At 69.6% G+C, this 25,627-nt stretch carries 28 protein-coding genes; 11 read left to right on the forward strand and 17 right to left on the reverse strand.

The genetic code is table 11. From position 1 onward, the window contains the following. Nucleotides 1-388: 388 nt before the first annotated feature. The gene (locus AC07DI_RS18790; protein WP_478905266.1) at nt 389-1,357 is read left to right on the forward strand and encodes a MaoC family dehydratase; all 969 of its coding nucleotides are present in this window, start codon (nt 389-391) and stop codon (nt 1,355-1,357) included. On the opposite strand, the gene AC07DI_RS18795 is transcribed toward AC07DI_RS18790, so the two are convergent. From AC07DI_RS18795 to AC07DI_RS18815, 5 genes are all read right to left on the reverse strand, one after another. Continuing rightward, nucleotides 1,293-1,919, reverse strand: a complete 627-nt coding sequence (locus AC07DI_RS18795; protein ID WP_384260566.1) for a TetR/AcrR family transcriptional regulator — start codon at nt 1,917-1,919, stop codon at nt 1,293-1,295. The two genes, AC07DI_RS18790 and AC07DI_RS18795, sit on opposite strands and share 65 nt — an antisense overlap. 154 nt (nt 1,920-2,073) lie before the next feature. Then, the gene (locus AC07DI_RS18800; protein ID WP_478905312.1) at nt 2,074-3,432 is read right to left on the reverse strand and encodes a dicarboxylate/amino acid:cation symporter; all 1,359 of its coding nucleotides are present in this window, start codon (nt 3,430-3,432) and stop codon (nt 2,074-2,076) included. A gap of 507 nt (nt 3,433-3,939) precedes the next feature. Continuing rightward, the gene (locus tag AC07DI_RS18805) at nt 3,940-4,275 is read right to left on the reverse strand and encodes a DUF4229 domain-containing protein (RefSeq protein WP_384260540.1); all 336 of its coding nucleotides are present in this window, start codon (nt 4,273-4,275) and stop codon (nt 3,940-3,942) included. A gap of 133 nt (nt 4,276-4,408) precedes the next feature. After that, a complete protein-coding gene (mqnE, locus tag AC07DI_RS18810) occupies nt 4,409-5,572 on the reverse strand; it encodes an aminofutalosine synthase MqnE (RefSeq protein WP_384260537.1) in 1,164 nt (387 codons plus the stop codon). Between the two features lie 90 nt (nt 5,573-5,662). Further along, on the reverse strand, nt 5,663-6,118 hold the full coding sequence (locus AC07DI_RS18815) for an Lrp/AsnC family transcriptional regulator (protein WP_384260563.1): 456 nt from the start codon (nt 6,116-6,118) through the stop codon (nt 5,663-5,665). Nucleotides 6,119-6,263: 145 nt separating this feature from the next. Between AC07DI_RS18815 and AC07DI_RS18820 the strand changes: the two genes are divergently transcribed. Continuing rightward, entirely contained in the window at nt 6,264-6,395 is a 132-nt protein-coding gene (locus AC07DI_RS18820; protein ID WP_384260569.1) for a hypothetical protein, read from the forward strand. Here the strand turns inward: AC07DI_RS18820 and AC07DI_RS18825 are convergent. From AC07DI_RS18825 to AC07DI_RS18835, 3 genes are read right to left on the reverse strand one after another with little or no spacing between them, the layout of a single operon-like run. Beyond that, entirely contained in the window at nt 6,392-7,084 is a 693-nt protein-coding gene (locus AC07DI_RS18825; protein ID WP_384260534.1) for a UbiX family flavin prenyltransferase, read from the reverse strand. The genes AC07DI_RS18820 and AC07DI_RS18825 overlap by 4 nt on opposite strands. Before the next feature lie 25 nt (nt 7,085-7,109). Beyond that, a complete protein-coding gene (gene mqnP, locus AC07DI_RS18830) occupies nt 7,110-8,012 on the reverse strand; it encodes a menaquinone biosynthesis prenyltransferase MqnP (protein WP_384260531.1) in 903 nt (300 codons plus the stop codon). Continuing rightward, on the reverse strand, nt 8,009-9,469 hold the full coding sequence (locus AC07DI_RS18835) for a menaquinone biosynthesis decarboxylase (RefSeq protein WP_478905267.1): 1,461 nt from the start codon (nt 9,467-9,469) through the stop codon (nt 8,009-8,011). The genes mqnP and AC07DI_RS18835 overlap by 4 nt, the downstream gene beginning before the upstream one ends. A gap of 90 nt (nt 9,470-9,559) precedes the next feature. Between AC07DI_RS18835 and AC07DI_RS18840 the strand changes: the two genes are divergently transcribed. Both AC07DI_RS18840 and AC07DI_RS18845 read left to right on the forward strand, forming a co-directional pair. Continuing rightward, entirely contained in the window at nt 9,560-9,892 is a 333-nt protein-coding gene (locus AC07DI_RS18840) for a PLD nuclease N-terminal domain-containing protein (RefSeq protein WP_384260525.1), read from the forward strand. 30 nt (nt 9,893-9,922) lie between these two features. Next, nucleotides 9,923-10,858: an isopenicillin N synthase family dioxygenase gene (locus AC07DI_RS18845; RefSeq protein WP_478905268.1), complete on the forward strand. Its 936-nt coding sequence runs from the start codon at nt 9,923-9,925 to the stop codon at nt 10,856-10,858. A gap of 14 nt (nt 10,859-10,872) precedes the next feature. On the opposite strand, the gene ccsB is transcribed toward AC07DI_RS18845, so the two are convergent. The 7 genes from ccsB to hemL form a co-directional block, all read right to left on the reverse strand. Continuing rightward, a complete protein-coding gene (gene ccsB, locus AC07DI_RS18850; protein WP_478905269.1) occupies nt 10,873-11,973 on the reverse strand; it encodes a c-type cytochrome biogenesis protein CcsB in 1,101 nt (366 codons plus the stop codon). Continuing rightward, a complete protein-coding gene (gene resB / locus AC07DI_RS18855; RefSeq protein ID WP_478905270.1) occupies nt 11,970-13,721 on the reverse strand; it encodes a cytochrome c biogenesis protein ResB in 1,752 nt (583 codons plus the stop codon). The genes ccsB and resB overlap by 4 nt, the downstream gene beginning before the upstream one ends. Before the next feature lie 4 nt (nt 13,722-13,725). Further along, nucleotides 13,726-14,490, reverse strand: a complete 765-nt coding sequence (locus tag AC07DI_RS18860) for a cytochrome c biogenesis CcdA family protein (protein WP_471130374.1) — start codon at nt 14,488-14,490, stop codon at nt 13,726-13,728. Further along, nucleotides 14,490-15,125, reverse strand: a complete 636-nt coding sequence (locus AC07DI_RS18865) for a TlpA family protein disulfide reductase (RefSeq protein ID WP_478905271.1) — start codon at nt 15,123-15,125, stop codon at nt 14,490-14,492. The genes AC07DI_RS18860 and AC07DI_RS18865 overlap by 1 nt, the downstream gene beginning before the upstream one ends. 149 nt (nt 15,126-15,274) lie before the next feature. Then, entirely contained in the window at nt 15,275-16,498 is a 1,224-nt protein-coding gene (locus tag AC07DI_RS18870) for a polysaccharide deacetylase family protein (RefSeq protein WP_478905272.1), read from the reverse strand. Between the two features lie 183 nt (nt 16,499-16,681). Then, a complete protein-coding gene (locus AC07DI_RS18875; protein WP_384260511.1) occupies nt 16,682-17,386 on the reverse strand; it encodes a histidine phosphatase family protein in 705 nt (234 codons plus the stop codon). Then, on the reverse strand, nt 17,383-18,708 hold the full coding sequence (gene hemL, locus AC07DI_RS18880; protein ID WP_478905273.1) for a glutamate-1-semialdehyde 2,1-aminomutase: 1,326 nt from the start codon (nt 18,706-18,708) through the stop codon (nt 17,383-17,385). Before hemL ends, AC07DI_RS18875 begins: the two co-directional genes overlap by 4 nt. 164 nt (nt 18,709-18,872) lie before the next feature. Here hemL and AC07DI_RS18885 point away from each other — a divergent pair, with 164 nt between their 5' ends. Continuing rightward, nucleotides 18,873-19,481, forward strand: a complete 609-nt coding sequence (locus tag AC07DI_RS18885) for a hypothetical protein (protein WP_384260506.1) — start codon at nt 18,873-18,875, stop codon at nt 19,479-19,481. A 77-nt stretch (nt 19,482-19,558) separates the two neighbouring features. Here the strand turns inward: AC07DI_RS18885 and AC07DI_RS18890 are convergent, their stop codons facing one another. Next, nucleotides 19,559-20,191 carry a TIGR03086 family metal-binding protein gene (locus AC07DI_RS18890; RefSeq protein WP_478905274.1) on the reverse strand — a complete coding sequence of 211 codons (633 nt, stop codon included), beginning with the start codon at nt 20,189-20,191 and terminating at the stop codon, nt 19,559-19,561. A 125-nt stretch (nt 20,192-20,316) separates the two neighbouring features. Here AC07DI_RS18890 and AC07DI_RS18895 point away from each other — a divergent pair, with 125 nt between their 5' ends. The 5 genes from AC07DI_RS18895 to AC07DI_RS18915 all read left to right on the forward strand — a co-directional run bounded on the left by AC07DI_RS18895 (nt 20,317) and on the right by AC07DI_RS18915 (nt 23,248). Beyond that, on the forward strand, nt 20,317-21,138 hold the full coding sequence (locus AC07DI_RS18895; protein ID WP_478905275.1) for a DUF6597 domain-containing transcriptional factor: 822 nt from the start codon (nt 20,317-20,319) through the stop codon (nt 21,136-21,138). Nucleotides 21,139-21,264: 126 nt separating this feature from the next. Beyond that, the gene (locus tag AC07DI_RS18900) at nt 21,265-21,762 is read left to right on the forward strand and encodes a GNAT family N-acetyltransferase (RefSeq protein ID WP_478905276.1); all 498 of its coding nucleotides are present in this window, start codon (nt 21,265-21,267) and stop codon (nt 21,760-21,762) included. A 77-nt stretch (nt 21,763-21,839) separates the two neighbouring features. Then, on the forward strand, nt 21,840-22,175 hold the full coding sequence (locus AC07DI_RS18905; RefSeq protein ID WP_478905277.1) for a YnfA family protein: 336 nt from the start codon (nt 21,840-21,842) through the stop codon (nt 22,173-22,175). A gap of 96 nt (nt 22,176-22,271) precedes the next feature. Continuing rightward, entirely contained in the window at nt 22,272-23,036 is a 765-nt protein-coding gene (locus AC07DI_RS18910) for an SDR family NAD(P)-dependent oxidoreductase (protein ID WP_478905278.1), read from the forward strand. Nucleotides 23,037-23,038: 2 nt separating this feature from the next. Beyond that, entirely contained in the window at nt 23,039-23,248 is a 210-nt protein-coding gene (locus AC07DI_RS18915) for a hypothetical protein (protein WP_384260560.1), read from the forward strand. 4 nt (nt 23,249-23,252) lie between these two features. On the opposite strand, the gene AC07DI_RS18920 is transcribed toward AC07DI_RS18915, so the two are convergent. Continuing rightward, on the reverse strand, nt 23,253-24,446 hold the full coding sequence (locus AC07DI_RS18920; RefSeq protein ID WP_478905279.1) for an RtcB family protein: 1,194 nt from the start codon (nt 24,444-24,446) through the stop codon (nt 23,253-23,255). A gap of 181 nt (nt 24,447-24,627) precedes the next feature. Here AC07DI_RS18920 and AC07DI_RS18925 point away from each other — a divergent pair, with 181 nt between their 5' ends. After that, nucleotides 24,628-25,539, forward strand: coding sequence for a DUF3558 domain-containing protein (locus tag AC07DI_RS18925; RefSeq protein ID WP_478905280.1), 912 nt, complete (start codon nt 24,628-24,630; stop codon nt 25,537-25,539). The last annotated feature ends 88 nt before the right edge of the window (nt 25,540-25,627 follow it).

The following is a 25,627-nucleotide window of genomic DNA, read 5'->3' on the forward strand; positions in this document are numbered from 1 at the left end:
CCCGCCTTCCGCCTGCGGGCACGAACGGGCCCGCCGCTTCGCGGCGGATGTATCCCACCCACCCACCCGTTTGCCCCGCAGCGCACGGCGGAGGTAGGGGCAGGGGCGGGGGCGTTTGCCCCGCAACGTACGGCAGGACGGGGCCAGCCCCCACCGGGCCACGGTCGCACGCGCTCCCGAGGGGACGTGGGGGTATGTGCGAACGGAGCACCGAGCACGCTATAGCCCCATTGTCCGTGCAGCGCGACGCAGGGATAGCGAGTACGCACATACCCCCACGGCCCCGCCCCACAGACGCACCTCGCCCCAGCGAACCCGCACGAAACCCCACCCCAGCGCAGCCGCCCACAAACCCACGTCCCCGACCACGACCTCACGAAGGAAGACCATGCGAGCCCGAACCCCGCTCCCACTTCTCCTGCTCCGCGCCGCCGCCCTCTCACCCCTCAAGCACCCCGGCGCCCACCCTCACGCCCCCCGAACCCGTCTCACCGCCACCCGCACCTCCGACCCCCGCCACCTCACCGCGTACAACACGGTCTGCGGCTTCGGCTTCCCCACCAACACCGGCACCAGCCCCGAAGAACTGCCCCTCACCTACCCCCACGTCCTCGCGTTCCCCCTGGCCATGCGCCTGATGACCGCCCGCGACTTCCCGCTCCCCCTCCTCGGCCTCGTGCACACCTCCATAGAGATCACCCAGTACCGCCCCCCGCACCCCTCAGAGAAGCTGGAACTCACAGTAGGAACGAGGCAGTTGGCCCCCCACCGACGCGGCACAGAAGCGACCCTCACCACCCAGGTCACCTCCACCCGCGGCGAACTCCTCTGGCAGTCCGGCAGCACCTACCTGGCCCGCCACAAAACACCACCCCAAGCCCCGAGCCCCACCCCAAGCCCCACCCCAACCCCAACCCCAACCCCAACCCCAGCCCCCACCCCCGCAGCCGGAACGCAATGGCACCTCGCCCCCGACCTCGGCCGCCGCTACGCCGCCGTAAGCGGCGACCACAACCCCATCCACCTGCACCCGCTCACCGCCCGCCCCTTCGGCTTCCCGCGCCCCATCGCCCACGGCATGTGGACCTTCGCCCGCTGCCTGGCGGAGAACGGAGCGCAGGGTGCCGTCCGCGTCAGGGCGGAGTTCAAGGCCCCCGTCCTGCTCCCGTCCACGGTCACGTACACCGCCCGGGACCACACCTTCGAACTCCACGACCCCCGCACCGGAAAACCACACCTCACCGGCGAAACCAGCGAACCGCCGAGCCCCGCCCAACGCCCCCACAGCGCCCTCACGCGGGAGCCCAGCGCCGCCCCTCCATCAGGCCACCCAGCCCCGACCACGCGAAGTTCATGAGCGTCGCCGCCGCCTCCTTCGCCGAGACGGACCCCTCCGTGTTGGCCCACCCGGCCAGCGACTCCGCAGCGCCCACCAGCGCCTGCGCGAGCCCCGCGACCTCGCGCTCCGGCAGTGACGGGTCACCGTGCGCCGACCGCGCCGCCTCCGCGATCAGGGAGGTCACGAAGGCGACGATCTCCTCGCGCATGGCGGCGACCTCGGCCGCGAACGGTTCGCCCTGCGTCCGCGCCTGGCTGTGCAGCACGGCCCACCCTTCGGGCTGCTCGGCGGTGTGCGTGAAGAACGCCCGTAGCCCGTCCCACAGTTGGCGGTCGGCGCTCTCGCCGGAACCGGCGGCCCCGCTCGCGCCCTCCCGCACCGCGGCGACGAGCGCCGCGGCCTCCCGCCGGATGCACGCGCTGAAGAGCTCTTCCTTGGAGTTCAGATACAGGTACACGAGCGGCTTGGAAACACCGGCGAGCTCCGCGATCTCGTCCATGGACGCGGCCCGGTACCCCCGCTGCCCGAACGTCCGTACCGCCGCGTCCAGCATCTGCTGCTCCCGCACGGCCCGCGGCATCCGTTTCTGCCGCCGCTTCTCGCCCACCCCGGCCCCCGCCTCTCCACACTGTCCGTCCACACGTCAGCGTACGGTCAACGAGCCCGGAGGCGGGAACGACCGAAGCCCCGCCCCGGAATCGCTCCGGGACGGGGCTTCGACATGACGACGCGACTCAGACCGCGGCAGGCACCTTCTCCGCCGAAGAGGACGAAGAGGAGGGCGACACCGAGGACGCCGGGATCGACCGCGTCCCCTCGGCCTCGTCGTCCAGCTCATCCAGCTCATCCAGCGGCGACGCCGACGCGTTCTCGTACGCCTCCCGGTCGAGGATGTTCTCACGGGCCGCGACGATCACGGGGACCAGCGCCTGACCCGCGACGTTCGTCGCGGTGCGCATCATGTCGAGGACCGGGTCGATGGCGAGGAGCAGGCCGACGCCCTCCATCGGCAGGCCGAGGGTGGACAGGGTCAGGGTCAGCATGACCGTGGCGCCCGTCAGGCCCGCCGTCGCGGCCGAACCGACGACCGAGACGAAGGCGATGAGCAGGTACTCCTTGATGCCCATGTGCACGTCGAAGATCTGCGCGACGAAGATCGCGGCGATGGCCGGGTAGATGGCGGCGCAGCCGTCCATCTTCGTCGTGGCGCCGAACGGCACGGCGAAGGACGTGTACTCCTTCGGGACGCCGAGGCGCTCGGTGACCTTCTGGGTGATCGGCATGGTGCCGACCGAGGAGCGGGAGACGAACGCCAGCTGGATGGCGGGCCAGGCGCCCTTGAAGAACTGGAGCGGGTTGACCTTGGCGACGGTGGCGAGCAGCAGCGGGTAGACGCCGAAGAGGACCAGGGCGCAGCCGATGTAGATGTCGGCGGTGAACGTCGCGTACTTGCTGATGAGGTCCCAGCCGTAGTCCGCGATGGCGAAGCCGATGAGGCCGATGGTGCCGATCGGGGAGAGCTTGATGACCCACCACAGGGCCTTCTGGAGGAGGGCGAGAACCGACTCGCTCAGCTCCAGGATCGGCTGCGCCTTGTCGCCGATCTTCAGTACGGCGACGCCGGCGACGGCGGCCATGAAGACGATCTGGAGGACGTTGAGCTCAGTGAAGGGCGTGACGACGTCCGTCGGGATGATCCCGGTCAGGAAGTCGATCCAGGAGCCCGCGTGGTCGGGGGCCTTGCCGTCCTTCGGGGTGAGGCCGGTGCCGGAGCCGGGGTTGGTGATCAGGCCGATGGTGAGGCCGATGGCGACCGCGATCAGCGACGTGATCATGAACCAGAGCAGCGTGCGGGTGGCCAGCCGGGCGGCGTTGTTGACCTTCCGCAGGTTGGTGATCGACACCAGGATCGCGAAGAAGACGAGCGGCGCGACCGCCAGCTTCAGGAGCCCGATGAAGGTGTCGCCGACCTTGGAGAGGGTGGTGACGAGCCAGTCGACGTCCTGGTTGCGGGCGATCCAGCCGAGCAGGACGCCCAGGACCAGGCCGCCGAGGATCTGCGCCCAGAAGGGGATCTTCAGGAACCCGGGTATTCGGGAGCCGGACCTGGGCGTCCCGGGCGTCCCGGGATTCTCGGAGTTCTGGGGATTCTGGTGCTCGCCTGCCTGGTCGGCGGGCGTCGCGGAATTCGCGGACACGGACACACTCCGGTGAGGAAAGTCAGGGGGAGGGGGACGTACGGGAGCGGCGACCGCGAAGGGTCAGCGGGCCGCTGCATCGGGGGTCACGTTCAGATGTGACAGGCCGCGGACATGCAGCGGCAGAGATCGACATGCAGGCGCGCCACGAGCGGGACGCTCATGGCGTTGTGGTGCGCTGCTGCTGTCTTCATGTCGAACACGTTAACACTTGAGCTTTGAGAACATCAAAGGACTTGTTTGAGGTAGCGCCATAACAGCGACCCCAAGCAGCACGAGGCAACACAAAGAACCCCGGTTCCGGAGCGATGTGCTCCGGAACCGGGGTTCTGAGAAGTGTGCGACGTGTGCGACGTGCCCTGCGAGGCAGGCCCGCGACGCCCGCGAGCCGTCCGCGTCCGCCTACGAGCCCTGCGCCTGCGCGCGACCCTTCGAGCCGTTGGAGCCCTTCGCCTGCGAGCGTGCCGCGTCGTCCGCCTCGTCCTCCTGGGTGCGGTTCGCCTCCAGGTTGGCCTTGGCGCGGTCCACGCGGGCGACGACCTCGACCGAGGCGCGGTCGCGCTCCTTGCGCAGCGCCACGAAGCTGATGGGCGCGGAGACGACCAGCGAGAGCAGCAGCACCCAGAGCAGGTTCGAGTCGCCGAGGCCGCGCGGCAGGATCTCGGAGTAGACGAGGCCCCAGACGACCAAGAAGCAACCCACGAAGATCCCGAGGCGCATCAGCGTGTAGCGGAGCATGTCAATCCACTCTTCCGTTCCGAAATGAGCCCGAGCTGGACGAGCCTCTCCAGTGAAGCATGAGAGGGCTCGTCCCCGGCAAGGGGGTTCAGACCCGCATCGCCTGCGGTTCAGACCCGCATCCGCCTGCGGTTCAGACCCGCATAGCCTGCGGCGTCTCGCGCAGCAGCGGGTCGGGACCCTCGTACTCGCGGATCGCCTCGTAGCGCGTGTTCCGCTCGACCGGGCGGAAGCCCGCCTCGCGGATCAGGTCGAGCAGGTCCTCGCGGGTCAGCTTGTTCGGGGTGCCGAAGTTGTCCGCGTCGTGCGTGATCTTGTACTCGACGACCGAGCCGTCCATGTCGTCGGCGCCGTGCTGGAGGGCGAGCTGCGTGGTCTGGAGGCCGTGCATGACCCAGAAGACCTTGACGTGCGGAACGTTGTCGAACAGCAGACGCGACACCGCGAAGGTCTTCAACGCCTCCGCGCCGGACGCCATCGTCGTGCGTGCCTGGAGGCGGTTCCTGACCTTGCCGTCCTGCATGTCGACGAAGTCGTGCTGGTAGCGCAGCGGGATGAAGACCTGGAAGCCGCCGGTCTCGTCCTGGAGCTCACGCAGGCGCAGGACGTGGTCGACGCGGTGGCGGCGCTCCTCGATGTGGCCGTACAGCATCGTGCACGGGGTCTTGAGACCCTTCTCGTGCGCGAGGCGGTGGATGCGCGACCAGTCCTCCCAATGGGTGCGGTGGTCGACGATGTGCTGACGGACCTCCCAGTCGAAGATCTCCGCGCCGCCGCCGGTGAGGGACTCAAGACCGGCCTCGATCAGCTCGTCGAGGATGTCGGACGCCGACATCCCCGAGATCGTCTCGAAGTGGTGGATCTCGGTGGCGGTGAAGGCCTTCAGGGAGACGTCCGGGAGCGCCTTCTTGAGCTCGCTCAGCGAACGCGGGTAGTAGCGCCACGGCAGGTTCGGGTGCAGGCCGTTGACGATGTGCAGCTCGGTGAGGTTCTCGCCCTCCATCGCCTTGGCGAGGCGGACGGCCTCCTCGATGCGCATCGTGTACGCGTCCTTCTCGCCCGGCTTGCGCTGGAACGAGCAGTACGCGCAGGACGCGGTGCACACGTTCGTCATGTTGAGGTGACGGTTGACGTTGAAGTGGACGACGTCGCCGTTCTTGCGCGTACGCACCTCGTGGGCGAGGCCGCCGAGCCAGGCCAGGTCGTCCGACTCGTAGAGCGCGATGCCGTCCTCGCGGGACAGCCGCTCGCCGTCCCGGACCTTCTGCTCCAGCTCGCGCTTGAGACCTGCGTCCATGACCTCGCCCTTACCTCTCCCAGCGACCTACGATCCGCGACCCGCCGACGGCGACCTGCGACCTGCGACAAACTCCCGCCAACCGTACGCCTAGGACTCTTCCGGCAGCTCCCCGACCCGGTTCTCCCACTTGGTCGAGAGCACGATCGTCGTCCGCGTGCGGGAGACGCCGCGCGTGCCGCTGAGCCGGCGGATCGTCTTCTCCAGGCCGTCCACGTCCGTGGCCCTGACCTTGAGCATGTACGAGTCGTCGCCCGCGATGAACCAGCAGTCCTCGATCTCGTGCAGGTCCTTCAGGCGCCGTGCCACGTCCTCGTGGTCGGCGGCGTCGGAGAGCGAGATGCCGATGAGGGCGATGACGCCGAGTCCGAGCGAGGCGGAGTCGACGGTGGCGCGGTAACCCGTGATGACACCGGCCGCTTCGAGGCGGTTGATCCGGTCCGTGACGCTGGGCCCGGAGAGGCCGACGAGCCGCCCGAGTTCGGCGTACGAGGCGCGGCCGTTCTCCCGCAGGGCCTGGATGAGCTGCCTGTCCACGGCGTCCATAGGTGCGATGCCTTTCATTATTCAGCGATACCGCGAGTCTATGTGTAGAATCTAAGGCGCAACAGGGTTTGCACCCCGCAAATCTTTCTCGAACTCAGCCGATCAGCGATGATCCTTCAGACGATCACTCAGGAGTGAGTCACCCGTGTACTCGATCGAGATGGCCTACGCCCGGATGCGCGAGCTTCAGGACCTGGCCAACCGCTCGCGTGCCCACAAGCCCACCTCCGCGCCGAAGGGCGGCCTGCTCAGGAAGCGCGCCGCCAAGAAGCGCTAATCCCCCCGGGAGCCAGAGCCACCTCCGGATCCGGAACCGAGCTCTCCCTCCCACCGGCGGTACAGGCTGTGCGGCACCCGTGCCGCGTCAAGCACCCGCCCGGCGACGAAGTCCACCAGATCCTGGATGTGCGTCGCCCCCGCGTAGAACGCCGGAGAGGCGGGCAGCACGATCGCGCCCGCCTCGTCCAGGCTCACCAAGTGCTTCAGCGTCTGCCCGTTCAGCGGCGTCTCGCGTACGCAGACCACGAGCCGTCGGCCTTCCTTCAGCGTCACGCTCGCCGACCGCTGCAGCAGGTCCTTCGAGAGCCCGAGCGCCACCCCGGCCACGCACGCCGTGGACGCCGGCACGATCAGCATCCCCTTCGTCGCGTATGAGCCCGAGGACGGCCCCGCCGCCAGGTCACCGGCGGCCCAGTACCGCACGTCGGACACGTCCGCGTCGAACACCCCCGGCTTGCCGTCCGCGCCGCGCCCCAGCCACTGCCGCAGATCGTCCCGCCAGTGCGCGTCCCGGAACGCGATACCCGTCTCGTCCAGCAGCGTCAGTCGCGACGCCCGGGACACGACGAGGTCCACGCTCTCCCCCGCCGCGAGCAGCGCACGCAGCACAGCGGCGGCGTACGGAGTGCCCGAGGCACCCGACACCCCCACGATCCAAGGCCTACGCGGCGTATCTCCTGGGTTCACGCTCTGCAGCCTATCCGTCGGTGTTTCAGACGCTGAGTCCGCGTACGAGCAGATCGAGCAGCGCGCAGGCGAACAGGGCTATCCCGATGAAACCGTTCACCTGGAAGAAGGCGCGGTTGAGGCGGGACAGGTCGTGCGGCTTCACGATCGAGTGTTCGTAGACGAAGGCACCGGCGACGACCGCGAGGCCGAGCCAGAAGAACGCGCCGGCGTCGGTGGCCGCCGCGTACCAGACGAGGAGCGCCGTCGTCACGAAGTGGCAGGCGCGGGCGCCGCGGATCGCCGCCGGGATGCCGAAGCGCGCGGGCACCGACAGCACGCCGACCTCGCGGTCCGTCTCCACGTCCTGACAGGCGTAGATCAGGTCGAAGCCGCCGATCCAGATGCCGACCGCGAGGCCGAGGATCACGGCCTGCCAGGACCACTCGCCGGTGACGGCGAGCCAGGCGCCGATCGGGCCGATCGCCTGGGCGAGGCCGAGGATGGCCTGCGGGAAGTTCGTGAACCGCTTGCCGTACGGATAGACCACCATCGGGATCACCGCGACGGGGGCGAGCGCCAGGCAGAGCGGGTTGAGCAGGGCCGCGGAGCCGAGGAAGACGACGAGCGCGATCAGCGCGCCGGTCCACGCGGACTTCACCGTCACCGCGCCCGTGACGAGTTCGCGGTGGGCGGTGCGGGGGTTGCGGGCGTCGATCTCGCGGTCGATGATCCGGTTCGCGGCCATGGCGAAGGTCCGCAGGCCCACCATGCAGACGGTGACCAGGAGCAGCCGCCCCCAGTGGATGTTCTCGTCGAGGCGGAACATCGCGGTCAGCGCGGCGATGTAGGCGAAGGGCAGCGCGAACACCGAGTGCTCGATCATGACGAGGCGCAGGAAGGCCTTGGTGCGTCCCGGCTGCGGGAGCGCGGCTGATGCTGAACTCACGAGAGTCCGTACTCCTTCCAGCGACGGTCGACCTTCGCCGCCGTGTCCGGGTCGGACTCGACCATGTCCGGCCAGCCCCCGTCCCGGGTGTAGCCCTCCTCGGGCAGCTTCTTCGTGGCGTCGATGCCCGCCTTGCCGCCCCAGAACTGCTGGTAGGAGGCGTGGTCGAGGTGGTCGACCGGGCCTTCGACGACGGTCAGGTCACGGGCGTAGTCGGTGTTGCCGAGCGCGCGCCAGGAGACCTCGTGCAGGTCGTGGACGTCGCAGTCCTTGTCGACGACGACGATCAGCTTGGTCAGCGACATCATGTGGGCGCCCCAGATGGCGTGCATGACCTTCTGGGCGTGCTTGGGGTACTTCTTGTCGATCGAGACGATCGCGCAGTTGTGGAAGCCGCCCGACTCCGGCAGGTGGTAGTCGACGATGTCCGGGACGATCACCTTGAGGAGGGGCAGGAAGAAGCGCTCCGTGGCGCGGCCCAGCGGGCCGTCCTCGGTCGGCGGGCGGCCGACCACGATGGACTGGAGCAGCGGCCGCTTCCGCATCGTCACGCAGTCGATCTTCAGCGCGGGGAACGGTTCCTGCGGCGTGTAGAAGCCCGTGTGGTCGCCGAAGGGGCCCTCGGGCAGCATCTCGCCCGGCTCCAGCCAGCCCTCGATGACGACCTCGGCGTGCGCGGGCACCTGGAGCGGGACCGTCTTGCAGTCGACCATCTCCACGCGCTTGCCCTGAATGAACCCGGCCAGCATGTACTCGTCCATGTCACCGGGGAGCGGCGCCGTGGACGCGTACGTCACGGCGGGCGGGCAGCCGAACGCGATGGCGACGGGGAGCTTCTCGCCCCTGCGGGCGGCCACCTGGTAGTGGTTGCGGCTGTCCTTGTGGATCTGCCAGTGCATGCCGATGGTGCGCTTGTCGTGACGCTGCAGCCGGTACAGGCCGAGGTTGCGGACGCCCGTGTCGGGGTCCTTGGTGTGCGTCAGACCCAGGTTGAAGAAGGAGCCGCCGTCCTCGGGCCAGGTGAAGAGCGCGGGCAGCTGCTCCAGGTCCACGTCGTCACCGGTGAGGACCACCTCCTGCACGGGGGCGCTCTGCGACTTGACCTTCTTCGGCGGTACGTGCGTCATCGCGCCGAGCTTGCCGAACGCCTCGCGCACGCCGACGAACCCGTGCGGCAGCTCCGGCTTGAGCAGACCGCCGATCTTGTCGCTGATCTCGCCGTACGACTTCAGGCCGAGCGCCTTGAGCAGGCGGCGGTCCGTCCCGTACACGTTCATGGCGAGGGGCATCGCCGAGCCCTTGACGTTCTCGAAGAGGAGCGCGGGGCCGCCGGCCTTCTGGACCCGGTCGGTGATCTCGCCGACCTCCAGATACGGGTCGACCTCGGCCTTGATGCGCTTGAGATCGCCCTCGCGGTCCAGTGCCCGGAGCAGGGAGCGAAGATCGTCGTAAGCCATGCGTTCCAGTATCCGGCACCGGCTACCCTGGCCCCGTCACCGGGGGGCACGCACAGCTCCCGCCGCCACCGCTTGGGGGATCGCGCCACCATGCTCAGGTATCTGCCGTTCCTGCTGGTCCTGGCGGTGTGGATCTATGCCTTCATCGATGTCCTGAACACCCCCGAGAAGGAAGTCAGACACCTGCCCAAGGTGGTGTGGGTCATCATCGTGCTGCTCTTCGGCGAAGTGCTGCTCGGCCCCATCGCCTGGCTCGTCACGGGCAAGGTGCGGCACGCGCCCGGCGCGGGCGGCGGCATCGCGGGACGGGGCCGCGGGGGCAGCACGCGGTGGGTGGCGCCCGACGACAATCCCGAGTTCCTGAAGTCCCTGCGGGACGAGGACCCGGACAAGAAGCGGCGGGACCAGGGCGACGAGGGCTGACCGCGGGCTCGCACGGGCACGATGACAGGCATGAGCAGCGCATCCCGCATTCCGACGGTCGATCTGCGGCCGTGGCTTTCCGGCGACCCCGAGGCCCGCGCGCGGACGGCACGGACCGTCGACGAGGCCCTGCGCACGGCCGGGTTCCTCCTGGTGACCGGACACGGCGTCGACCCGGACCTGCGCGCGGCGATCCGGTCGTCGGCCCGCGGCTTCTTCCACCTGCCCGAGCGGGCGAAGCGGCCGTACGCGGTGAAGGTCGGCGGGCGCGGCTGGCTCGGTCCCGGCGCCGAGGCCAACAGCTACGCGGAGGGCACCGCCGCGCCCCCGGACCTCAAGGAGTCGCTGTCCTTCGCCGCCGACGAGCCGACCGGTGACGCGACCGTCGACGCGGAGTGGTTCGCGGCGAACACGTGGCCGCAGGAGACGCCTGAGCTGCGGGCCCTGGTGACGGCGTACCTGCGGGAGATGCGGTCGCTCTCGGACCGCCTCCTCGAACTCCTGGGCGTGGCCCTCGGCGAGGAGGCGGACTTCTTCACCCGCCACACCGCCCACCCCACCTGGGGCTTCAACATCAACTGGTACCCGGGCCGGGAGACGGTGGGCGAGCCGGAACCGGGCCAGTTCCGCATCGGCCCGCACACCGACTTCGGCACGGTGACGGTCCTCGACCGGGAGGCGGGGCGGGGCGGGCTCCAGGTCTTCACGGACGAGGACGGCTGGCAGGACGCGCCGTTCGACCCGGCGGCCTTCACGGTCAACATCGGCGACCTGATGGCACGCTGGACCGGCAACCGCTGGCAGTCGGGCCGCCACCGCGTCCTGCCCCCACCGGCCGCCCTGCCCGCGGAGGAGCTGATGTCGCTCGTCTACTTCTACGAGTGCGACCCGGGCACGGACGTCCGGGGCATCGACTCCCACGCGTACCTGCGGGGACAGCTGGACGCGATCACGGTGGAGCAGTAGCCGCGTACGCGCGGTCAGACTCCGGCGTACGAGTGCTTGCCGGTGACGAAGATGTTCACTCCGTAGTAGTTGAACAGCCAGCAGCCGAAGGCGATCAGGGCCAGGTAGGCGGCCTTGCGGCCCTTCCAGCCTGCCGTCGCGCGGGCGTGCAGGTAGCAGGCGTAGGCGACCCAGGTGATGAAGGACCAGACCTCCTTGGGGTCCCAGCCCCAGTAGCGGCCCCACGCGTCGCCCGCCCAGATCGCGCCCGCGATGATCGTGAACGTCCACAGCGGGAAGATCGCCGCGTTCAGGCGGTACGAGAACTTGTCGAGCGTGGCCGCCGAGGGCAGCCGCTCCAGGACGGAGGTGGCGAACTTGCCGGGCTGCCCGCCGTTCACCAGCTTCGTCTCGTAGCTGTCCCGGAAGAGGTAGAGCAGCGTGCCGACGCCGCCGACGTAGAAGACGGCGCCGCAGAAGATCGCGGTGGAGACGTGGATCCACAGCCAGTACGAGTGCAGGGCGGGGACCAGCTGGTCGCTGGAGGTGTACAGGACGGTGACGGCGAGACCGAGGTCGAGCAGGACCGTCGTGACCAGCGGGAGGCCGAGCCAGGCGATGTTCTTCTTCAGCGCGAGCAGCACCAGGTACACGGCGACGGCGACCGTGGAGAAGGTGATGCTGAACTCGTACATGTTGCCCCACGGCGCCCGCTGCACCGACAGGGCGCGGGTGAGCACACCGCCGAACTCCAGGAGGAAGGCGAGGACGGTGAGCGACACGGCGATGCGGCCGTAGAGGTCGCCCTTCTCGTCGCCCGCCGATGCGCCGGGGCCGTCCGGCACGTCGCGCGCGCCGCTCACGGACCGGGTGACGACCTGGGGCCGCTCCAGCGTCGCGGTGCCGCCCTCCTTCGCCTTGACGGTGACGGCGGGCGCGGCGGCGGCCTGTACGGCCTTGCTCGGCGTGAGCGCCGCCGCGGTGCGGGCGACCTTGCTGCGGCTGCCGAAGAGCCACTCCGCCATGTGCGCGAAGAAGGCCAGGAGGTAGACGGCCATCGCGGAGTAGATCAGCACGTTGCTGATGTGCGCGAGGTTCTCGTTGGGCTCGGCGGCCAGGGTGGCGGCGAGATTCACTTCTCAGCCCCTTCGGCAGGAACAACATCGGGGTCGGCGTCGGAAACGGCTTCCGCGTCCGGGTCTGGCTCGGGCGCCGTCGGCGCCTTGTCGTGCAGCTGGGCGGCGAGCTGGGCGAGCTCCTCGGGGACCTTGGCGGACTCGCTGCGGCCGAGGCCCGCCATCTCGACGACGGTGACGCCGTCGGTGCCCCTGACCGCCCGCACCCACACGCGGCGGCGCTGGATGAACAGCGACCCCGCGAGTCCGGCGACGGCGGCGATCGCGCCGCCGAGCGCCCAGCCGGTGCCGGGCTGCTGGGAGATCTGGAAGGTCGCCCACTCCTTGAGGTTCTTCTCGAAGGTGATGGACCCGGCGCCGTTCGGCAGCTTCATGGTCTCGCCGGGGCGCAGCCGCTGCTTGAGCAACTCGCCGTCGGCGTCCTTGAACTTCGTCATCTTGCGGGTGTCCAGCTGGTACACGTTCTGCGGGACACCGGCGTCGACACCGAGGCTGCCGTGGTACGCGGAGAGCGCGAGCACGGGGTACTCGGCGGCGGGGAACTGCGAGAACATCTGCCCCTTGCCCACACCCGCGAAGGTCGGCACGAAGAAGGCGTTGAAGCCGAGCTGGTCCGGCCTGCCGTTCTTGTCGCGGTAGCCGTCCATGACCTTGATGGCGCCGGTGGCCGTGCCGTTCTGGTCGATGGGCAGCACCGGCACGGACGCCTGGTAGACGACCTTGCCCTTGCCGTCGCGGACGGTGACGGCGGGGGCGAAGCCGTGGCCGATGAGGTAGACCTTCGAGCCGTCGACCTCCAGCGGCTCGTTGACCTCGATCGACTTCTTCTTCTCAACGCCGTCGGGGCCCTCGGAGTAGGTGACGTCCGCCCGGTAGGTGCGGGCCGTGCCGCGGTTGGGGCCGGACTTCTCGTACGTACCGACGAACTTGTCGAGCTTGAAGCTGAACGGCGCCAGGTCCTCGGTGTCGAAGAGGCTGCCGGACTTGAAGTCGTCGTACTGGCTGAGGGTGTTGGCGAACCCGTCGCCCTCCATGACCAGCTTGCCGCCCTCGGACTTGAGGAGCTGTCCGGCGGCGAAGGCGATCAGCATCACGATCAGCGCGATGTGGAACATGAGGTTGCCTGCCTCGCGCAGGTACCCCTTCTCGGCGGCGACCGAGGTGCCCGCGCCGGAGCCCGCCGTGTGCGCGCGGAAGCGGCGCTGCTTGAGCATCACGAGCGCCGCCTCGTGCACCTGCTCGGGCTCGGCGTCGGTGCGCCACGTCGTGTACGCGGGCAGCCGCGTCAGCTTCCTGGGGGCGCCCGGCGGGCGCCCGCGCAGCTGGCCGACGAACTGCCAGCTGCGGGGCACGATGCAGCCGATGAGGGAGACGAAGAGCAGGATGTAGATCGCGGAGAACCACACCGAGCTGTAGACGTCGAAGAGCTGCAGCTTGTCGTAGACCGGGCCGAGCGTGGTGTGCCGGTCCATGAAGTCCTGGACCTTGAGCTCGTCGACGTTGTTCTGCGGGATCAGCGAGCCGGGGATCGCGCCGAGCGAGAGCAGCAGGAGCAGGATGAGGGCGACCCGCATCGAGGTCAGCTGCCGCCAGAACCAGCGGATCCAGCCGATGACGCCGATGGCGGGCATGTTGGGCGGCTCGTCGCGTTCCCGCGGGGCGGTCGACAGCTTCGCGCCGGCGGCGTCGTAGTCGCGTCGCTCCTCGGCGGTCTCGGTCGTGCCGCCGTGGGCTTCGGTCTTGCTCATGGATTCAGATCCCCACCGTGTAGCCGCTGGACCAGACCTGCATCTGCTGCACGATGCTGTCCCACACGCCGGTGACGAGGAGCAGCCCGGTCGCGATCATCATGACGCCGCCGATGCGCATCACCCACACGTAGTGCCGCTTCACCCAGCCGAAGGCGCCGAGCGCCTTGCGGAAGGCGACGGCCGCGAGGATGAACGGGACACCGAGCCCCAGACAGTACGCCACGCTCAGCAGCGCGCCGCGTCCCGCGCTGGCCTGGTCGAGGGAGAGCACACTGACGGCGGCGAGCGTCGGGCCGACGCAGGGCGCCCAGCCGACGGCGAACAGGGCGCCCAGTATCGGGGCGCCCGCGAGGCCGACGGCGGGCTTCTTGTGGAAACGGAACTCCCGCTGGGAGACCTTGGGCATGAGCCCCATGAAGAAGAACCCGAGCAGGATCATCACCGCGCCGAGCACCCGCGTGACGATGCTCTGGTTCTCCTGCAGGGTCCGCCCGAACTCGCCGAAGAGTGCCCCGTACGAGACGAAGACGACGGTGAAGCCGAGCACGAAGAGCCCGGAACCCGCCACCATCCGGCCCCGCTTGGCCTCGGCCATGTCCTGGCCGCTGACCCCGGTGACGTACGACAGGTAGCCGGGCACGAGCGGGAGTACGCACGGCGAGAAGAAGGAGACGAGACCGCCGAGCAGGGCGATGGGCAGCGCCAGCAGGAGCGCGCCGCTCATCACGGTCTGGTTCGGTCCGCTGATGGCGGCGAGGGTGGTCATCACTTCTCCGCGAGCACAGGGTCGATCATCTTCCGCAGCTTCTCTTCGTTCAGCGGCTGCTGCGAGCGGGCCGCGATCTTCCCTTCCCGGTCGATGACGAGCGTGGAGGGAATGAAGTTCGGGTTGAGCGAGCCCTTGGGGAAGCGCAGCATCAGCTTGCCCATCGGGTCGTGCAGACTCGGGTAGGGAATCCCGTGCTGCTTCTCGAACTGGATCGCCGGGCCGCGCCCGGGGTCACGCGTGTTGATGCCGACGAACTCGACGCCCTTGGACTTCGTCTCCTCGGCGACCTTCACGAAGTTCGGTGCCTCGGCCCGGCACGGGGCGCACCAGGAACCCCAGACATTGAGGACGACGATCTTGCCCTTGTAGTCCTCGGCGATGTTCAGCTTCTTGCCGTCGAGGGTCTCCCCGTCGAGCGAGGGGCTGGCCTTGCGGTCGCCCTTCTTGACGGTGGCGATGCCGTCGGAACCGGCGATGAAATTGGTGTTTCCGGAACCGCCCGAGGTGCCGCCGGAACTGCAGGCGGACAGCGCCAGCGCGACGACCGCGAGACCTGCGGTGAGCAGGGCAGCACGGCTGCGACGTTGACTGCTGCTATCGACGCGGTGTGGGGCACGGCAGGCAACACTCATGTGAAAAGTTTCGCATGCCGGTTTCGGGGATCTTCCGCACCCCCTCCGTAGCAGGAATCGCGCTCCTCAGAGCCACTTCGGCCCCTGTCCGGACATGCCTGTGGCCCTCTCCGGAGCTCCGGAGAGGGCCACACGAAATCCGGCGAAAGCTAGCGCAGGCTCTTCCAGCCGCCGGCCGGCTGCTGGCCGACCTCAAGGCCCTGGAGCTTGGCGAGCACCTTCGGGTCCTGCACGTCGAGCCAGTCGACGAATTGGCGGAAGGAGACCAGACGGACGTCCTTCTTGCCCGCGATGTGCTTCAGCGCCTCCTCGACGGCATCCATGTAGATGCCGCCGTTCCACTCCTCGAAGTGGTTGCCGATGAAGAACGGCGCGCGGTTGGACTCGTAGGCGCGCTTGAAGCCGGCTATGTAGGCCTCGGTGGCCTGCTTGCGCCAGCCCGGGTAGTTGGCCGGCGGCGCCTTCGTGGAGTTCTTCGACTGGTTGGCGAGGATGTTGTAGTCCATCGACAGGACCTCGAAGGAGTGCCCGGGGAAGGGGATGCCCTGCAGCGGCAGGTCCCAGATGCCCATCTTCTTCTGCGGCCACTTCTGGCGGCCGCCGGGCGAGGACGCGTCGTAGCGCCAGCCGAGCTTCTTCGCGGTCGGCAGCAGGTTCTCCTGGCCGAGCAGACAGGGCGTGCGGCCGCCGACGAGTTCCTTGTCGTAGTCGAAGGGCAGCGACGGCAGATCGGTCCAGCCGGTGTTCGTACGCCACTTCTTCACAAAGGACTTGGCCTGGTCGATCTCGTCCTGCCATTGCGCGGACGTCCAGTTGGCGACCGTTCCCGTGCCGGCGCAGAAGTGCCCGTTGAAGTGCGTGCCGATTTCATGGCCCTCGAGCCAGGCCTGGCGTACGTACTTCAGTGTGTCCTTGATGTGACCGTCGGTGAGATAACCGATGTCGGAGGCGCCCACCTTGTTGTTCGGCGGCCGATACAGGCGCTTCTTCGATTCCGGCAGCAGATAAAGCCCGGAGAGGAAGAACGTCATGTGCGCGTCGTGGTCCTCGGCGAGCTTCAGGAAACGCGGGAACAGTCCGTTCCCGACCTCGCCCGCACCGTCCCAGGAGAAGATCACGAACTGCGGGGGCGTCTCGCCGGGCTGCAGCGGTACGGGCTTGGCGGGCTGGCGGGGCTGCTTACCGGTATAGGCGGTCGAGCCGTCACCGATCGGCTTGGCCGGCTGCTTCTCGGCGCCGTCCCGGCCGTCACCGGCTTTCCCCGCGGACCCGGAGGAATCGCCTCCACCGCCCGAGCCGCACGCCGCGAGCCCGAAAGCGGCGGCCGTGCCGGCTCCGATCCCGAGCATTCCCCTGCGGCTGATGTCGCGCATTCCATCCCCATTCGTCGCGCCCTTGGGTCCGATCCTGCTGTATCTGCCATGCAAGAGGACAACCAGTTAGAGGGCGCGACGAACACCATGGTTCCGGCCAAGCCGCATTTATTTATGGCGATTTACCGAGAAGGACATACAGTTGCCGCGCGATTACACGCGGTTGATCGAGGGGCCGTTTTATCAGGCCCCGAATGCCTTGCCGTTGCCCTTATTCTTGCCCTTCCCCGGCTTGGCGCCGGCGAGAAGATGTGCGGGCACGAGATCCCGGGCCGGTTCGCTGTAACCCACCGAAACGATCTTGTCGCCGCGATAAGTGAACGTCGTCAGCGACGCCAGCGTGCACTGCCGCTTGCGCGGGTCGTGCCACAGCCGCCGCTTCTCCACGAAGCTGCGCACGATCCAGATCGGCAGCTGGTGGCTCACGCACACCGCCTCGTGGCCGCGGGCCGCGTCCTTGGCCGCCTCAAGGGCGCCCATCATCCGTACGACCTGCTCGATGTACGGCTCGCCCCAGGACGGCTTGAAGGGGTTGACGAGGTGCTTCCAGTTCTCGGGGTTCTTCAGCGCGCCGTCGCCCACCCCGAAGGTCTTGCCCTGGAAGACGTTGTCCGCCTCGATGAGCCGCTCGTCGGTGTTCAGGTCCAGGCCGTGCGCCTTGGCGATCGGCGTGGCCGTCTCCTGGGCGCGGTCGAGCGGCGAGGCCACGACATGCGTGACGTCGCGCCGGGAGAGGTGCTCGGCGACGCGGTCGGCCATCTGCCGGCCGAGCTCGGAGAGGTGGTAGTCGGGCAGCCGCCCGTACAGGATCCCGTCGGGGTTGTGCACCTCGCCGTGGCGCATCAGGTGGACGACCGTCAGCTCGTCGCCCGCTGCCGTGCCGCTCATGCGGTGGCCTCCGTCGCTTCCGCGGCCGCACGCGCGGCACCCGGCAGGGCGGCGGCGATGCGCTCGACGGCCTGCTCATCGTGGGCGGTGGACACGAACCAGGACTCGAACGCCGACGGCGGCAGGTAGACGCCCTGCGCCAGCATCGAGTGGAAGAAGGCGGTGAAGCGGAACGACTCCTGCGCCTTCGCGTCCTCGTAGTTGCGCACCTCGCGGTCGGTGAAGAACACGGAGAACATGTTCGACGCGTTCTGCACCCGGTGGGCGACGCCCTCCTTGGTGAGCGCGTCGGAGACCAGGGCGCGCAGCTGCCCCGACACGACGTCGATCTTGTCGTACGCCGCGTCGTCGAGGAGCCGCAGCTGGGCGATGCCCGCGGCCGTCGCGACCGGGTTGCCGGAGAGCGTGCCCGCCTGGTAGACGGGGCCCGCCGGGGCGAGGTGCGCCATGACGTCGGCACGGCCGCCGAACGCCGCCGCGGGGAAGCCGCCGCCCATGACCTTGCCGAAGGTCATCAGGTCGGGCGCCACGCCGTCGACGCCGTACCAGCCGGCCTTCGACGTACGGAAGCCGGTCATCACCTCGTCGGAGATGTAGAGCGCGCCGTTCTTGGCGCAGGCGTTCTTGAGCCCCTCGTTGAAGCCGGGGCGCGGCGGCACGACGCCCATGTTGCCGGGCGACGCCTCGGTGATCACACAGGCGATCTCACCGGGGTACGTGTGGAAGGCCTCGTGGACCGCTTCGAGGTCGTTGTACGGCACGACGATGGTGTCGCCCGCCTGGGCGCCGGTGACGCCGGGCGTGTCGGGAAGCCCGAACGTCGCCACGCCGGAGCCCGCCGACGCGAGCAGCGCGTCCACATGGCCGTGGTAACACCCGGCGAACTTGATCACCTTGGCGCGGCCGGTGAAGCCGCGCGCCAGACGGATGGCGGACATGGTCGCCTCGGTGCCGCTGGAGACGAGCCGCACCTGCTCGACGGGGTCGATGCGGTCGACGATCTCCTCGGCGAGCGCGACCTCGCCCTCACCCGGCGTACCGAAGGAGGTGCCGCGGGCGACGGCCTCCTGCACGGCGGCGATCACCTCGGGGTGGGAGTGCCCGAGGATCATCGGACCCCACGAGCACACGAGGTCTACGTACTCGCGGCCGTCGGCGTCAGTCAGGTACGGACCGGTACCGGACACCATGAAACGGGGCGTACCACCCACAGCGCGGAACGCGCGCACGGGAGAGTTCACACCGCCGGGCGTCACGGCCGCCGCACGGTCGAAAAGAGTCTGCGAAACTGGGGCGCTATACGGGAAGCTCACACGAGCCATGGTGTCAGAGGGTCCGGACATCCTGCGGACAGGTGTTTCACTCCACGTTTTAGCGGGTGAACGTGGGGGAGGTCACTGACACGATGATCGGGTTGCGTGGCGGGGGCCGCGAGGCCTAGAAAAGACAGGGCCGTGCCGCCCTGGCAAAGCAGTCGGGTGGAGATATGCATCGCGGTGGCGGACTGGGCGAGGGGACCGACGGCCTGGGCCCGCGGCGTGCCCGGCGGGGCAAGCACCGACGCGAGGCGGAAGCGGAACCGGCACAGGCGCCCGACCAGGCGCTCGGCGGCTCCGGCGGGTTCCGGCGGGACCGGGTGAGCAGCAGGAGTGGCGGGGTGGGGGTGACCTACAAATACTTCGGCGCCCCGGACGGCGCGACCGCCGCCCGAGTGCCCATCTCCATGCGGCCCGAGGAGCTCGGCGGCGACGAGCTCGGCATGGGCGGCATGTTCACGAAGATCAAGCCGGAGACGATGGCCGCGATGGTCCTCACCGGCATCGAGGGCATACCCCTGCACAAGGTCCCCCCGCTGGAACTGGTCGTCCTCCACCCCGACTACGCCGTGGTGAAGCTCCCCATGACCGTCGTCGACCCGCTGCGCGGCGTCGGCGAGGAGTCGGTGGGCGCCGCGGCGTTCATATGGTCCACGGTCCCGGACCGCGGCGGCCCGCGCGACGCGTTCAACGTCTACCAACTCCTGCACGAGTGGCAGGACTTCTCGCATCGGCTGCACGATGCGGGGCACCAGGCGTACTGCTTGGTGTGGCCCTGACAGCCTCTCTCCATCTTCGGCTGGCTCCCCCTTCCCTCTCCCCCTCCCCCCACCCCCTTCCTCCGCTCCCCTTCTCCTCAGTCGCGGCCCCAGCGTGGGTCGCGTCCCGTCTCGGCGAGCAACAACTCGAAGTCACGGGCCTGGCCGGGCACCGCCTCCGGCACCGTCACCGGCTCACCGAAGACGCCCATCTTGCGTGCGGTGGGACCGAGCCCGGCGACCGCCTCCCGCAGCCGCGCGACGAGCGCGCCGCTCCCGGCGTCCGGCCGGTACTCCTGCCTCGTGGCCCGGGCCAGGTCCCACGCGTGCACGGTCAGATCGAGCAGGACCATGCAGCCGACGGTCCCGGCCGGCATGTCCATCGCTCCCGTGGTCCCCTCTTCGGCGCCGGGCTCGCCCCAGGCGCGGACGAGCTTCTCCGCCTCGGCGAGAAGGCGCTCGCGCCAGTCACCGCCTGCGGCACCCTCACCGCCCTCGCCGATGTAGTCGGGGGACTCCGAGAAGTCCGCGTTCCGCTTGGCGGCCAGCTCCTGGAACTGGACCACGACGTGGAAGAGGTGGTTGACCAGCGCGCGCACGTCGTAGTCGGCGCACGGGGTGGGATCGCCGAGGCGATCGTCCGGAACGGCGCGGACGACGGGTGCGGCGCGCTCGACGGCCAGAGCCAGCAGCTCACTGATCCCGATGTCCGAGGTGCGTGAAGTGTCCATGGGGCGACCGTACGAGGACGGGTGGGCCCGCGGCTTGAAGAAACGCGACACTCCGCGGGCACCCACGGGCAGGCGCGCCACGACCGCGCACCCCGGATACGCACCCCGGGACCTACGATCCAGCCATGTCAGACGCCTCCGCTCCGCGCCGTGACACCCGGGGCATCGTGGACGCGGCCGGACTCTTCGCCAAGGTCCGCTTCCGCCGCCACGCGCCCGCCGAGGCGCTGCGCCCCTACCTGGAGCACTACTGGCTGATCGACTGGGGCCTGCCCGAGCCCTACGCCACCCACGTGGTGCCGCACCCGTCGGTGAACGTGGTCTTCCAGTCGTACGCGGCGCACCGCTTCGGAGAGGTCGCGGGCGTCGGACTCGACCTCTTCAGCAAGAAGCTGGAGGGTCGCGGGCGGGTGTGCGGGGTGCAGTTCCGGCCTGGCGCCTTCCGCCCGTTCGCGCCGGACCGCCCGGTGTCGGCCTGGACGGGCCGCGGGCTCCCGCTGGAACAGGTCTTCCCGCGCACCCCCGAAGACGCGGCGGACACCGCGGCGGCGATCCTCGCCCCCGACGACGAGCACGCGCGCGTGGCGGCACTCGACACCTTCCTGCTGAGCCTCGGCCCCGCGCCGGACCCGCACGCCGACCTCGCGACGGGCCTCGTCGAGCGGATCCGCGGGGACCGCTCGATCCGGCGCGTGGACGCGTTCGCGCGCGCGGAGGGCATGTCGGTGCGGGCACTGCAACGGCTCTTCGCCGCGTACGTGGGCGTGGGCCCGAAGTGGATCATCCTGCGGTACCGCATCCACGAGGCCCTGGAGCGGGCCGAGTCGCGGGACGACGTGGACTGGGCCGGTCTGGCGGCCACCCTCGGCTACGCCGACCAGGCCCATCTCGTACGGGACTTCACGGCGACGGTGGGTGTGCCGCCGACGGCGTACGGGCCGCGTTGATGGCTCGGTGACCGGGCCGTTGTCAGACCCTCCCTCTACCGTGCGTTCATGGAGCGATCACAGTCACCGCGACCGTCTCAGCCCTCTCGATCAACCAAGCCACCACAGCCACCTCAGCCATCGGCGATGCGGCTCGAACCCTGGTCGGAGGACGAGGGCCGCGCGCTGCTCCTGCGCCTCAACGCCCCCGAGATGACGGATCACTTGGGCGGCCCCGAGACGGAGGAGAAGCTCGCGGACCGCCACCGCCGCTATCTCGCCCTCGACGGCCGCGACGGCAAGGGCCAGATGTTCCGCATCACGCTGGACGGCCGGACGGCGGGCTCGATCGGGTACTGGGAGACGACCTGGCAGGGCGGGACGGTCTGGGAGACGGGCTGGGGCGTGCTGCCCGAGTTCCAGGGCCGGGGCGTCGCGGCGGGCGCGGCACGCCTGGTGATCGAGGCGGCGAGGGCGACGGGCCGCCACCCCTACCTCCACGCCTTCCCCGCGACGGACCACCCCGCGTCGAACGGCGTCTGCCGCAAGGCCGGTTTCACGCTGCGGGGCGAGGCGTCCATCGAGTACCCGAAGGGCAACTGGCACCCGTGCAATGACTGGCGGGTCGCCTTGGGCGGGGAGTGAGGGGCCCACGAGCCGCGCCGTCGTGCCGCCCCGCATGCCACCCCGCACCCCGCACCCCGCATGCCACCCTGTCGACCATGCTCATCGCCCGCTCCGCCGCCCTCTTCGTACTCGCCGCGCTCTTCGAGATCGGCGGCGCCTGGCTCGTCTGGCAAGGCGTGCGCGAGCACCGGGGCTGGGCCTGGATCGGCGCGGGCGTCATCGCGCTCGGCGTCTACGGCTTCGTGGCGACGCTCCAGCCCGACGCCGAGTTCGGCCGCATCCTCGCCGCGTACGGCGGCGTCTTCGTCGCGGGCTCCCTCGCCTGGGGCATGGTCGCGGACGGTTACCGCCCCGACCGGTGGGACGTGGCCGGCGCCCTGGTCTGCCTCGCCGGTATGGCCGTGATCATGTACGCCCCGCGGGGCGACTGACCCGCACGCATATCCTGACGTGAGACCGGACGGAGCCCGGCGGCCCGGCCGCCCCTGCTCCACCCGCCGCACCCACGCCCGACCCGAGGAGCGCCCATGACCGCCGCCGCCCACCGCATCGCGATCGTCACCGGCGCGAGCAGCGGTATCGGTGCCGCCACCGCCCGCGGGCTCGCCGCCGCCGGTTACCGCGTCGTCCTCACCGCGCGCCGCAAGGACCGCATCGAGACGCTCGCCGCCGAGCTCACCGACGCCGGGCACGACGCGGTCGCGTACGCGCTCGACGTCACCGACCGCGCGGCCGTGGACGAGTTCGCCACCGCCTTCCGCGAGATCGCGGTCCTGGTGAACAACGCGGGCGGCGCGCTCGGCGCGGACCCCGTCGCGACCAGCGAACCGGCCGACTGGCGCCAGATGTACGAGACGAACGTCATCGGCACGCTCAACGTCACGCAGGCGCTGCTGCCCGCGCTCACCGCGAGCGGCGACGGCACGATCGTGGTGCTCTCCTCCACGGCGGGCCACGGAACGTACGAGGGAGGCGGCGGTTACGTCGCCGCCAAGCACGCCGAGCACGTCCTCGCCGAGACCCTCCGCCTGGAGATCGTCGGCACCCCGGTCCGCGTCATCGAGGTCGCCCCCGGCATGGTCAAGACGGACGAGTTCGCGCTGACCCGCTTCGGCGGCGACGCCGACAAGGCCGCGAAGGTCTACGCGGGCGTCGCCGAACCGCTCACCGCGGACGACGTGGCGGACACGATCACCTGGGCGGTCACCCGCCCGCCGCACGTCAACATCGACCTCCTGGTGGTCCGCCCGCGCGCCCAGGCCTCCAACACGAAGGTCCACAGGGAGTCGTGACGATGACGCTCCCCGGCGACGACCCGGGCGGACCCGCCTACTCCGCGGACTCCCCCGACCCGCTCGAACGCCTCACCCACGAGCACGAGACCCGCCGCCTCGCCGAGGAGCAGAAGAACGAACGCCTGGTGTGGTGGTACCTCGCGTACTTCCTCTTCGGCATCCACATCGTCGCGTTCATCATGATCTACGCGGTCACCCACGCGAAGTAGCGCGTCAGCCCTTCACGCAGACGACCTGCTTCAGCTTCGCGACGACCTGGACGAGGTCCCGCTGCTGGTCGATGACCTGCTCGATCGGCTTGTACGCGCCCGGGATCTCGTCCACGACGCCCGAGTCCTTGCGGCACTCGACGCCCCGCGTCTGCTCCTCCAGGTCCTTCGTCGAGAAGCGGCGCTTGGCCGCGCCCCGGCTCATCCGCCGGCCCGCGCCGTGCGAGGCCGAGTTGAAGGACGCCTCGTTGCCGAGACCCTTCACGATGTACGAGCCGGTGCCCATGGAGCCCGGGATGATGCCGTAGTCCCCGCTGCCGGCACGGATCGCGCCCTTCCGGGTGACCAGCAGGTCCACGCCGTCGTAGCGTTCCTCGCTGACGTAGTTGTGGTGGCAGGAGATCTCCTGCTCGAACGTCGGCTTGGCCTTCTTGAACTCCTTGCGGATCACGTCCTTGAAGAGGGCCATCATGATCGCGCGGTTGTACTTCGCGTACTCCTGGGCCCAGAACAGGTCATTGCGGTACGCCGCCATCTGCGGAGTGTCCGCGATGAAGACCGCGAGGTCGCGATCGACCAGGCCCTGGTTGTGCGAGAGCTTCTGCGCTACGCCCATGTGGTGGTCGGCGAGTTCCTTGCCGATGTTGCGGGAGCCGGAGTGGAGCATGAGCCAGACCGAATCGGATACATCCACGCAAAACTCAACAAAGTGGTTGCCGGCTCCAAGCGTTCCCATCTGCTTGACCGCCCGCTCCTCGCGGAACTTCACCGCCTCCGCGATCCCCTCGAACCGCCCCCAAAAATCGTCCCACCCGGCCGTCGCCATGCCATGGAAGCGCCCCGGCCCGACGGGGTCATCGTGCATGCCCCGCCCCACCGGAATCGCCTGCTCGATCTTCGACCGCAGGCGGGAAAGGTCACCCGGAAGATCGTTCGCGGTCAGCGACGTCCTGACCGCCGACATGCCGCAGCCGATGTCGACGCCGACCGCCGCCGGGCACACCGCACCCTGCATGGCGATCACCGAGCCGACCGTCGCGCCCTTGCCGTAGTGGACGTCCGGCATGACGGCCAGGCCCTTGATCCACGGCAGCGTCGCCACGTTCTGGAGCTGCTGCATCGCCGAGTCCTCGACCGACCGCGGATCCGTCCACATCCGGATCGGTACCTTCGCGCCCGGAACCTCTACGTACGACATTTCGTCCTCTTTCCCCCGTGATCGCCTACAAGCCAAGAAGCGCAAATACCGGAGCCAAGGTCAACGAAAGGGGTGACGGACCGGCATCCACGGCAGTGCGTGCGATACACATTGTCTCCACCGGCCGCCCACCAGCGGCAACCCAATATCCAGGCAGAGCCAGGTGAGAGGAGCCATCACGGTGCAGCGGAACGGCAGGGCCCGTGTCCCGGGAATCGTCCCGGGAGTCGCCGCACTGCTCGCGGTGATCCTGACCGGCTGCACCGGCGGGTCCGGCGACGACGGGGGCGACGACGCCAAACCGGGCGACAACGGCAGCTCCGCAGCCCCGGCGCAGCCCGGCAAGTACCGCACGCTCCCCGAGCCCTGCGGCGCGGTCGGCCACGGCGCCCTCGACGCGATGCTGCCCGGCATCGTGGAGATCGAGGACGCCGACCAGCGCGAGAAGGCGTACGAGGGCACGCCCGCGGCGACGTACGACACCGACCGGCGCGTGGGCTGCAACTGGAAGATCGAGTCCTCCGGCGCCTCCCACCACCTCCTCGTCGACTTCGAGCGGGTCGTCTCGTTCGACGGCACGGTCAGCGACGACGCCCGCGCCGCGGAGGTCTACGCGACGAAACTGCGGGAGGCGGGGCTGTCCCGGCCCGCCGGGACCTCGACCCCGGACGACGGCGAAGGGCCGGACGCCGAGTCCACGGATGAGCCCGGCGACAAGGCCCAGGGCGGCAAGAAGGGCACGAGCGACGACGACAAGGGCAAAGGCAAGGGCAAGGACGCCGGGAGCGGCGAGGAGAAGGACGAGGGCGCGCAGGACGCCTCCGGCTCGCACCCCGCCACCCCGCCCCCCGGCCTGGAGCCCCGCTCCCTCACCGACCTCGGCGACGAGGCCTTCCTCGACGACGCCCTCGCCACCGCGGGATCCGCCTCCCGTCACCGCACCGTGACTGTGGTGTTCCGCACGTCGAACGTCATCGTCACCATCGAGTACGACGAGCAGCCGGGCCGCCGCACAGACGTCCCCGACAGCAAGGAAATGCAGGACAAAGCGCAGGAACTGGCCGACAGCCTGGCCGGCGAGTTCGACGAGTAGCGGCCGTCCCGAGCGGGTACGGACGGCCGGCCGACTCCCCGAAGCGGAGTCGCCCGCCACCCCGTACGCGTACCGTGGCCCCTCGGAC

The organism is Streptomyces sp. NPDC044106 (assembly GCF_056433985.1).